This window comes from Halomonas sp. BC2, from assembly GCF_002078115.1.
Taxonomy (GTDB): Bacteria; Pseudomonadota; Gammaproteobacteria; order Pseudomonadales; family Halomonadaceae; genus Vreelandella; species Vreelandella stevensii.
Genome location: NZ_LFGT01000009.1, coordinates 32,732 through 43,171 on the forward strand (window position 1 = coordinate 32,732; position 10,440 = coordinate 43,171).

Here is a 10,440-nt window from a genome sequence, read left to right on the forward strand (position 1 = left end):
CTGAGGGTTGATAGGCTTGCCGAGCAGGTGGAGCACTTATCAACGTTGGCAAAAGCACCTGCCGTAGCCGCTGCTGCGGACATTACAAATGCCAGGGTCGGTAGCGCTATTGAGTATAAAATGGTGAACCGAGCGCTAGCACGGCAAAGACCTGATCACTTCTCAGCGGCTGCGTGGCTTGATGCCCTTGGCCCCAACGCCTCGATATTATCGAATGTCAAATTGGATGATATTGATGGAGGCTATGCGGAAAACATCAAGTCTATTTTTAGAACTTCTTCGTTTGCCTATAAACCTGGCATGCCTGCAGATGCTGTCGTGTTCTTGTCTCAGCGTTTGCATCAAGATATGTTTTGGCATTGCTTGGAGCATGCCTATTTGAGAGATAAGCCTGTTATTTATGCAGAGGTTGCACTGTTTGGCGGCTTTGCTGGCTTTTTTGATCAAGAGGCTACCCTGAAAGAGAAGAAAGCATTAGGTTTCTTGCTGGACGATATGGGGTATTATTTTGACTCTCATCAGGCATCTCGTTGTGAACATACATTAAACGATGATTGCTATTTTCTTGAAGAGCATGAGTTGCTAAGAAGCCGCATGCTGATTGAGAAGATTAATAAATATGACATTACCAAATACAACAAATATGTGACTGCAGAGGGCGCTGACTTTGAGCTTGAAGAGGGCTGTGTTCTGGTAATAGATCAGAAAAAAGGCGATGCATCGATTGCCTTTGCGGGTGCCACAGATGATACCTTCGTCGATATGATGAAAGCGGCTATCAAGGATAATCCAGGTAAGAAAATATATTTCAAACGCCATCCGGATAGTGTGCACAAGAATTTCAATTCATATCGGAATAGAAATGTAAAAGAGATTGAGGTGCTTCCTGATGATGTTCAGATTAATCAGGTGCTTAATAAGTGCAGTAAAATCTATACGGTATCGTCGCAAGTGGGGTTTGAAGGCTTGTTGAAAGGCAAGGAAGTAGTTTGTTTCGGTGTCCCTTTCTATGCTGGCTGGGGCCTCACTGATGATCGTGCTTATGTGCCAAGAAGAAATAAGCCAAGGAGGGTCGAAGAGATTTTTCACCAAGTATGTATTCGGCAAAGTGTTTATATCAACCCTCATACAGGTAAAAGGATTGAGCTTGAGGCGTTGCTGAACATTATTCTTGAAATGCGCCAAGCATCGTCTACTGCTGCGACGTCTATCGATCTTTAATATTTATGAGGTGGTTTTTTTATGAGAGCATGTTTTTTTAGAACGGCGCACGCCATGTATCAACCAGAAACGGCGTTGCCCTTTCAAATCGGGTTGTGTCATACCTCTCAAACGTCAGTCGATGCTCATCTGTCTAATTTTTTATCTGACGGGTAACAAAGGCAATATGGTGCATCGAATGGCGGCAATACAGTCGCTGAGTGTCAATAGAAATTTATCGGCTCAAGTGCATCTACCCCGTTTATTGAACAAGGTGGGGGCCACTGATTTTAAAGCGCTAATGCAGGATAACTTCGATGCCGTGGTGCTGACGATGTCGAACGCGTTGAGAAAAGGGCCAAGCGACGGGTTACTGCGCCCCGTGCTGGAAAACCTGCCAGACTTGCCATTGTATGTGCTTGGGCTCGGTATGCAGACCATGCTCAATGGTTTGGATGACCTTGATGATGACATGGCTGCCGTCGTCCGACTGCTTCAGGAAAAAGCCACCTTCATCGGTGTGCGTGGTCACGATACCAAGCGGTGGCTGCATGAGAACGGTATTACCAAAGCCGAGGCCATTGGTTGCCCCAGCATGTTTGTTTATCCACTGAATATTGCGCATATCAAGCCATCGGTGGCCCCTCGTAAATTCATGACCTCAGGCTACATTGGCCGTAATTTCCTTGAGCATCGCGATAATCGTATGGGTGTGCTCTTCGATGCTTTCCAAGATCGCGAGTGCTCCTATGTCTTCCAAATGGATTTGAACAAGCTGGAATCTTTGAAGGGGCGTGTAGGTCTTTACAACGAAGCAACCAATGAACTGGATGTGGAGGCCATGCAAATGGCCATTCATGAGGAAACAGGGTTGAGCGCGCCCTTTACGCGCTATTATTCATTCAATGAAGTATCTGCTTGGCGTCAAGCGGCGGCACATCATGATGTGTTCATTGGCGACAGGATTCATGGGGCCGTTGCGGCAATGCAGGCGGGCACTCCGGCGTTGGTGTTGTATGCCGATGCTCGCGTTCGTGAGCTGACGTCCTACCATGGCATACCTGCTTGTTCGGTGGCAGAATTTGGCAAGCTAGGTGTCGATGCGGCCGTCGAGCAATACCTCAACGCAGAAGCTTTACAGAAATTCCAGGCTCGTTACCAAGAGACGCTACAGAAGTATCGCAAGGTATTGAAGCAGAATGGCTTGAACTTGGCGAACGGTAATGAGGTTTCTGTCGCCTTGGAGTATTTAAAAGCGATATCATGATATGGGCATTGGCGAGCCGATTACCCTGACGCTAGCTGAGCACGTAGTGGGTGCCTCGCCAGATCCGAGCGGCGCTCTATAGCCTCTCCCCGTTGCTGTGAATGCGTGGCTCTTTGCTACGGCGAACGCTACAGGGTGAGTCGGTGCGGTTATTTCAACTTTTGCTCTACGGTGTCGATCACCTGCTGCATGTGATGGCGCGCTTTATTGGGACAGAGCTTGCCTAGCGAAACAGCGGGCAAAATAAGCGATGATATTTCGAATACTTGAGTAATAAGCGATTGGTAGGCGGGCGTTTTACGGTCCTGCTTGGCGGCCTTTAGGCGGGCAAGGCGTGCTAGCCATTTAGGGGGCTTGGCAATTTTGCCTTTCACAAAATCATTCACAATGGTGGTAATGCGGGCGTCAAGGTTGCGCTCTTCGGCGGTGCATTCTGGGGGGCTGCGTAGGCAGCTTTTAACGGCGTCGTGCACTCGCCGCTCCAGCACGTAAGCTGAACGGTTAACGTATAGTTTTGCGATCAGGCCGTACACTCCCAAAATCAGGATAAGGGCTGCCAGGCTAATCAGTACCAGCATGGGCAAGTTCGCGCTGATGGGAACTACGCCCATGCCTTTATCGACTAACAGTACCACCAGCCCCCATACCACCACTACCACAGAAAGCAGAAACATCAGAAGCTGTAAGATGATGTTGGTGTTGGCGTCAAAGTCTTCACGCAGCTGTTGGATGCTGCCGGAAACCCGGTTCACCGAGCGGTCCAGGCGGTTCATTTTTTCGCTGTAGGCCGTGTGGCACTTAAGCACTTCACCGTTAATGTAGTGGAGGTAGCGCTGTTCATCAGGTGTGCCAGCAGCTGCGTTGAAGTGCAGCCGTTCGTAGCGTTCCAGCATTGGCCCTTGCTCTTTTTCCAGCTCGGTTTGAATTTTGTTGCGTAGTGCGGTGGCCTGTGCGTTCACTTCTAGAATATAGAAAAACAAGTGTGAGGTTTGGCTACGGTTGACCAGAGAAAACTTGGGCGTAATGGCAAATAGCGAACGAATGCGTACCCACTGGCTTTGCAGTTTATCGAGTAGGTCGTTGAGAAAGTCGATGGTGTTATAGGTAGGTTGCATGGCGTTTTCCAGACGGCGTGCGCGGTAGAAAAAGACCACTTCGCTATGCAGCATGTTGTAGAAGTGACTGCGCTGGCTGGCTTCTTGCTGGCCATCTGGTTCAATCGGCGCTTGTAAAGTGATGATAGACTGCAGTTCTCGCACAAAGTGACTGCCGTTTTCGTTGGCTAGCGTGCGCTGGGTGGAGGTGCTGGCGGCGTAGCGAATACGGGTATAGCGTCGGTAACCGTTGCCTTGAGTGTGCTGGGTAAACGCTTCGTTTGAAAAAGCGGTGTCGGTGCTAAATAGCGGCGTTAGGCTTTGCAGGCATAAAAATTCGCTGTACTGCTCTACCTTGATACGCACATGAAAATCGACGTGAAAGGCATCGCCCAAGCGCTGCATCAGCGCAGTGTGTAGGGGGGATGCGATGGCGTTCCAGGCGTCGTAGTGTTGAGGTTGTTCTGGCAGCTTGAGCAAAAAGTAGACAAATATGCTTTCTTCAAAACGCGAAAAGCGCACGCTGATGTCTTCAAGCTCTACTCGCGGTAACGGCGCTTGCGCGGGTATTAGCGGTATAGCGAGCAACCCTTGCTGACGTAGTGCCTCCAAGGCAGCGTATAGGGTGCGAAAACAGCAGCTGGCGGGAATATGCTTTCCTTCGGGGTCGCTAAAAGGTGTGAGGTGGTGCAGATGCGCAGCCCATTGTGGCTGGCCTAGCGCCTCACAAAAATGCGGTATCCACGCGTTTGGCGTGTGCAGGTCCATCGTTAGGCGAGTTGATAACGTTGCGTACACACGAGGTTCCCCGTTGGTTATGGTTTGGCACCTTCTAGCCGTACTCTGGCTGCTTTGACGCGCCAACGTTGACGGCTGAAGTTTAGCGAAAAGCCGCTACTATTACGAGGTAGTGTAGCAAGGTCCTCGTGTAACGGTGGCTGCTAGCAAACGGTAATGCCCTCGCTCGCTGATTTTTCGTACAAAGCCTAATACGCCTCATTCTTGCGGATTTTATTGATCTATATCAGGGAGCTTTGCCGCCTGAGTCAGTGGGCGGTAAGCGGGATGATGAAGCAGAGCGCAGTGTGAAAGACCTGCTGGCGTTATTGCCGGAACTCATGGCGCAGGGCAAACTGGAGGGCGGTTTTACACTGGTTGCTTTGAGCTATTATTGGGCCACGCTGTGTTAAGTGTGGGTTAGTCTTGAATTGATTTTATTCATGAGTCATGTCGTCATGTTGAAAAATGCGCGTTGGTTAACGCACAACAGGAGTGGCGATTCACGCAAGGGAGAAGCATATGGACGCCATTATCCAAGCATTTCATGAGCAAACGCCAAATGCCAATGTGGCAAAAGAGCGGGTTGCGTTTGGCACGTCAGGCCACCGTGGCCGTGCCACCGAGCGCACGTTCAACGCGGCACATATCATCGCGATTACCCAGGCGGTGGTGGACTACCGCAAGGAAGAGAACTACCAGGGGCCGCTGTTTCTAGGGGTGGATACCCACGCGCTTTCGCGCCCCGCCTGGGAGTGTGCGCTGCGTGTGCTGGTAGCCAACCGCGTGCCGGTGCTGGTCGAGAAGGGCCATGGCTACACGGCGACGCCGCTGGTCAGCCAGGCCATCATCCATTACAACACTCAGCACCCGCTGGGTGATCCTGCTGCCAAGGCGGATGGGTTGATCATCACGCCTTCGCATAATCCGCCGGAAGATGGCGGTATCAAGTACAACCTGTACCACGGTGGCCCGGCCGATACCGAAGCGACCCGCTGGATCGAACTGCGCGCCAACGCTTATCTGCTGCGCCAGTTGAGCGATATCACGCTGGTGTCGTTGGAAGAGGCGCTGGCCCAGGTCCAGGAATACGACTTCACGGCCCATTACGTGGCCCAGTTGGGCCGCGTGGTGGACATGGACGCCATCCAGAAAGCTAACCTGACCCTGGGGGCCGACCCCATGGGCGGTACGGCGCTGCCGGTGTGGCAGGCGGTGGCTGAACACTATGGGCTGAATCTGGAAGTGGTGAATACCACCATTGATAGCCGGTTTGCGTTCATGCCGCCGGATCACGACGGCAAGATCCGCATGGACTGCTCCAGCGCGGCGGCCATGGCCAACCTGCTCGACATCAAGGACCGCTTCGATCTTGCCTTCGGCAACGACCCGGATGCCGACCGCCACGGCATCGTGGATGCCAACGGCCTGATGAATCCCAACCACTTTCTGGCGGTGTGCGTGGATTACCTGATGAGCCACCGCCCCGAGTGGAGCCAGGAGCTGCGCATCGGCAAGACGCTGGTGTCGTCTTCCATGATCGACCGGGTTGTGGCTTCCCATAAGCGGGAGCTGCACGAGGTGCCGGTGGGCTTCAAATGGTTCGTGGATGGCCTTTCCGATGGCTGGCTGGCCTTTGGCGGCGAAGAGAGCGCTGGGGCCAGCCTGCTGACCCGTGACGGCAAGGCGTGGTCTACCGACAAAGACGGCATTGCCCTGTGCCTGCTGGCCGCCGAGATTCTGGCCGTGACCGGTAAAACGCCTAGCGAGTATTACCAGACGCTGACCCAGCGCTTTGGCGAGCCTTGCTACAAGCGTGTGGACACGCCGTGCAGCGTAGAAGAGAAGGGCGCCTTCAAGCAGCTCACCGCCGACAGCGTTACCGACACCACCCTGGCGGGCGACCCCATCACCGCCGTACTGGTCAAGGCCCCCGGTAACCAGGCTGCCATTGGCGGCTTGAAAGTCACCACCGACAACGGCTGGTTCGCCGCCCGCCCCAGCGGCACGGAATCGCTCTACAAAATCTACGCCGAAAGCTTCAAAGGCCCCCAACACCTGGACGAACTGATCGACAGCGCCAAGCAGTTACTTTCGGGCGTGCTGAAAGGTTAAGCCTTTGTTATAAGCATGATGGTCGCAAACCAAAACCACCCTTGATGGGTGGTTTTTTTGGCTGGTTGCCAGGTTTGTGGGGGCGCGGTGGGTGATTGGGGCGGCTGGCCATGCGTATTGTTGGCGATGTACCCGTAGCGCGGTGTAAGCGGAGCGCACCCGCGAAGCATCCCGTTAGGGATGCCGATGAAGCCACCGAGATTTGATCGAGCGCTGTGGCTCAATCAGGGCGGCTGGCGCCGCCTTCGCGGGTGCCTCCTTCGCTCGTTGCTCTCGCTCAGTCGTTACGCCGCGCTACGGGGGGCTTAGCGCAAGATTCGTTACGCCGCGTTACGGGGGTTACGGCGGGCTTCGCGCAAGATTCGTTACGCTGCGCTACGGGGTTGGGGCATCTTGCTGTAAACTTGGGTAATACCTCTGGATGGGAGTGGGTTGGCTTGGCGTGTGCTTCGTTCTTTCGCTATGTTGGCTTTTATAACTCAAGGATGATTTATGAATACTTCATTTTCTGCAGTATCCCCTCACGCGTATACCCCGTTGAAGGCGCTTCACCAACATGCGGAGTTGGTGCAGGCGCAGCCGTTGAGTGCTTTGCTGAGCGGGTCGGGTGTGGCTCGGCAGCGGGCGGCGGCGTTGGCGTTTTCGTTTGGCACGCTGCATCTGGATTTCAGCAAACAGCGGTTGACCCAGCAAACGCTGCCGTTACTGGTGGCGTGGGCGCAGAGCTGTGGGCTGGAAGCGCGGCGTAGTGCGCTGTTTGCAGGCGCTAAAGTGAACCACTCTGAGCGCAGGGCGGCGCTGCACATGGCGGCGCGCTGGCCGGAGGCAACGCCTGCCCCAGAGGGGATGGAGGCCGCCGCTGCGTTTTGCCAGCAGCAGCGGGTGAAAATGACGGGGTTGGTCACACGCGTTCATCAGCAGGCGTGGTTTGGTGCCACGGGCCAGGCAATCACCGATATCGTGCATATTGGGGTGGGGGGCTCGGATTTAGGCCCCAAATTGGTGAGCGAGGCGCTGGCCGATTGCCCGAGCCAGGCGCAGGTGGGCGTGCATTATGTCTCCACCATGGATGGTTCGCAGCTGCTGCCCTTGATGGAGACGCTGAACCCGGCCACTACGCTGCTGGTATTGGCTTCGAAGTCGTTCACCACGGCGGATACGCAGTTCAATCTGCGCACCGCGCTGACCTGGCTGAGCGATGCCCTGGAAGTGGATGAAGCCACGGTACGCCGTTATCAGCTGCTGGGGGTCTCTTCCAAGCCGGAAAAGATGACCGAGTTCGGCATTCCCGAAGCCCACCAGTTGGAATTCAAGGAGTGGATTGGCGGGCGTTTTTCACTGTGGTCGCCGATTGGCGTGAGCGTGGCCATGCAGCTGGGGCTGGCGCAGTTCGATGCCCTGTTGGCGGGCGCGCACGCCATGGACCAGCACTTCCTGGACACACCGCTGGCACAGAACCTGCCCGTGTTGCAGGCGCTGGTGGGGGCGTGGAACTGTCAATTCTTGAACATCCCGACCCATGCGGTGCTACCTTACGACGGCCGTTTGAAGAGCCTGGCGGCGTACCTGCAGCAGCTCGAGATGGAGTCCAACGGTAAGAGCGTGGGGCTGGATGGCCGTTCGGTCAATCATGCTACTTGCCCGATTCTGTGGGGCGATGTGGGCCCCAATGCCCAGCATGCGTTCTATCAGTTATTGCATCAGGGGAGCCACACGGTAAGCGCTGATTTCGTGGCGGTGGCTCAGCGTCGTGCTGATGTTGCCACGCCGGTGGCGGAGTCGCTGGAGCAGCAAAACTCGCTGACCCTGGCCAACTGTCTGGCTCAGGCCCAGCTGTTTGCGCTGGGGGATGATGCCATTCCACCTGCGTTGCGTGGCTATATGGCCCAGGGGTATCGGGGTAACCAGCCCAATTCGGTTATACTGATGCGCGAGCTGAACGCATGGTCCATAGGTGCGCTGCTGGCACTCTATGAACATAAAGTGTTCGTTCAGTCGGTGTTGTGGAACTTGAACCCCTTCGACCAGCCGGGTGTGGAGCTGGGCAAGCAGCTGGCCACCAGCCTGTATCAGACGTTGGCGGGTTTGCCGATTGAGCACCAGAATGTAGAAGATCCCAGTACTGCTCAGCTGCTGCGTAAAGTGAGTGAGTGGCGCAAGCAACGTAACGAAAAAGGAAGTGTTGAATGACTCAAGTACGCAAGGCGATTATTCCGGTGGCGGGGTTCGGTACCCGCCTGCTGCCCATCAGCAAGGCGATCCCCAAGGAGATGGTGCCGGTAGTCGACCGCCCCTTGATTCAGCACGTGGTGGAAGAAGCGCTGGCCGCAGGCATCAACGAGATCATTTTGGTGACGCGTGCTGGCAAATCAGCCATCGAAGACCATTTCGATGCCCACTTCGAGCTTGAGCATTCGCTGGCCAGCAAGGGTAAGGATGCGCTGCTGGAGACGCTATCGGCCATTTCTCCCAAGCAACTGAAAGTGACCAGTGTTCGCCAGCCCAATGCCAAGGGCCTGGGGCATGCGATTTTTTGCGCGGCCCACCTGCTGGACCAGGGCGAGCCGTTCGCGGTGATTCTGCCCGACGTGTTGGTCAAGCCGCAGGTGGATAGTAGTGCTTGTGACTTAGGCAGCATGGTGGCGCGCTGGGAAGCCCACGACGCGTCGCAAATCATGGTGGAAGCCGTGCCCCAGGAAGAAGTGTACCGCTATGGCATCGTGGATTGCGATGAGCCTGCGGCAGGCGAAAGCGCCAACATGCGCGGCGTGGTGGAAAAGCCCAAGCCGGAAGAAGCGCCTTCGCGCCTTTCCGTGATTGGCCGCTACGTGTTGCCTTACCGCATCATGGAGCTACTGCGCGACCAGCCGCCCGGTGCGGGCAATGAAATCCAGCTCACCGATGCCATCGACCGCTTGATGCAGGAAGGCAAGTCGGTACAAGCGTATCGTATGCATGGCCGCACCTTCGATTGCGGGCATATCGAAGGCTGGCTGCAGGCCAACACCACGCTGGCTCGTGAAGCGGGCTACGACGTTTAACGGCCTGCTCAAGGCTGAGTGTTTGAAAACCGCCCCCGTGGGCGGTTTTTTACGTTCTGGAGGCGCGATGCGGGAATTACTGGAACAGGTGTTGGCCATTGCCAAAGCCGCGGACGACGCCATCATGGCGGTATATGGCCGCGCCTTCGAAGTGACGGTCAAGCAGGATAACAGCCCACTGACCGAGGCGGACCGAGCGGCGCATAACGTCATTCGGCATGGTTTGCAGGCGTTGACGCCGACGTATCCCATGTTATCCGAAGAGGATGTGGAAGGTTTTTCAGGGGTTGGCGACGATGGCCGCTACTGGCTGGTGGACCCGCTGGATGGCACCAAGGAATTCATCAAGCGCAACGGGGAGTTCACCGTCAACATCGCGCTGATCGAACACGGCGCGCCAGTTCTGGGCGTGGTGACCGCCCCGGTCACCGGCGTTGCCTACCTGGCGGCAGAGGAGGTAGGAGCTTACAAGATAGCGCCGGATGGCCAGCGCACCCGTTTGCAGGTGGCGGGCAGGCCCGCCGAGGGCGCCATGTGGCGCGTGCTGGGCAGCCGCTCTCATCACGACCCCGCACTCACCGATTGGCTGGCGGCGTTGGGGCCTTATCAGATGCAGCCCATGGGCAGCTCGCTGAAAAGCTGCTTGATCGCCGAAGGCCAGGCCGACGTTTACCCCCGCTTCGGCCCCACCAGCCTCTGGGACACCGCCGCCGCCCACGCCATCGTCCACCAAGCCGGAGGGCGCATCGTCACCCTGGACGGCCACCCGCTGCACTACGCCACCCCCACCCAAACCCTGAACCCACCTTTTGTAGTGTGGGGGAACCGGGGGTGATGTTGGGGCGTTTTGTCGTTTGGTGGCGTGATCGGGGCGGCTGGCGCCGCCCTTCGCGGGTGCCTCTTTCGCTCGTTGCTCTCGCTCCATCGTTACGCCGCGCTACGGGGG

Annotated in this window: 7 protein-coding genes; 6 read left to right on the forward strand and 1 reads right to left on the reverse strand. The window is 55.9% G+C overall.

Annotation, left to right across the window (positions count from 1 at the left end; genetic code table 11):
* Positions 1-1,221, forward strand: a 1,221-nt coding sequence (locus tag B7L71_RS06610; protein ID WP_446497391.1) for a capsular polysaccharide export protein, LipB/KpsS family, incomplete at its 5' end; no start/stop codon positions are given.
* Positions 1,222-1,399: 178 nt separating this feature from the next.
* Positions 1,400-2,467: a polysaccharide pyruvyl transferase family protein gene (locus B7L71_RS06615; protein WP_170919454.1), complete on the forward strand. Its 1,068-nt coding sequence runs from the start codon at positions 1,400-1,402 to the stop codon at positions 2,465-2,467.
* Positions 2,468-2,616: 149 nt separating this feature from the next.
* Here the strand turns inward: B7L71_RS06615 and B7L71_RS06620 are convergent, their stop codons facing one another.
* Positions 2,617-4,425 (reverse strand): hypothetical protein, encoded by a 1,809-nt coding sequence (locus tag B7L71_RS06620; protein WP_212636736.1) that lies wholly within the window; start codon positions 4,423-4,425, stop codon positions 2,617-2,619.
* Between the two features lie 435 nt (positions 4,426-4,860).
* Between B7L71_RS06620 and pgm the strand changes: the two genes are divergently transcribed.
* The 4 genes from pgm to cysQ all read left to right on the forward strand — a co-directional run bounded on the left by pgm (position 4,861) and on the right by cysQ (position 10,329).
* A complete protein-coding gene (pgm, locus tag B7L71_RS06625; RefSeq protein ID WP_081136827.1) occupies positions 4,861-6,453 on the forward strand; it encodes a phosphoglucomutase (alpha-D-glucose-1,6-bisphosphate-dependent) in 1,593 nt (530 codons plus the stop codon).
* Between the two features lie 492 nt (positions 6,454-6,945).
* Positions 6,946-8,643 carry a glucose-6-phosphate isomerase gene (pgi, locus tag B7L71_RS06630; RefSeq protein ID WP_081136829.1) on the forward strand — a complete coding sequence of 566 codons (1,698 nt, stop codon included), beginning with the start codon at positions 6,946-6,948 and terminating at the stop codon, positions 8,641-8,643.
* Positions 8,640-9,494: a UTP--glucose-1-phosphate uridylyltransferase gene (locus tag B7L71_RS06635; RefSeq protein ID WP_081136831.1), complete on the forward strand. Its 855-nt coding sequence runs from the start codon at positions 8,640-8,642 to the stop codon at positions 9,492-9,494. Before pgi ends, B7L71_RS06635 begins: the two co-directional genes overlap by 4 nt.
* A gap of 67 nt (positions 9,495-9,561) precedes the next feature.
* Positions 9,562-10,329 carry a 3'(2'),5'-bisphosphate nucleotidase CysQ gene (gene cysQ / locus B7L71_RS06640; RefSeq protein WP_081136833.1) on the forward strand — a complete coding sequence of 256 codons (768 nt, stop codon included), beginning with the start codon at positions 9,562-9,564 and terminating at the stop codon, positions 10,327-10,329.
* Positions 10,330-10,440: the final 111 nt, after the last annotated feature.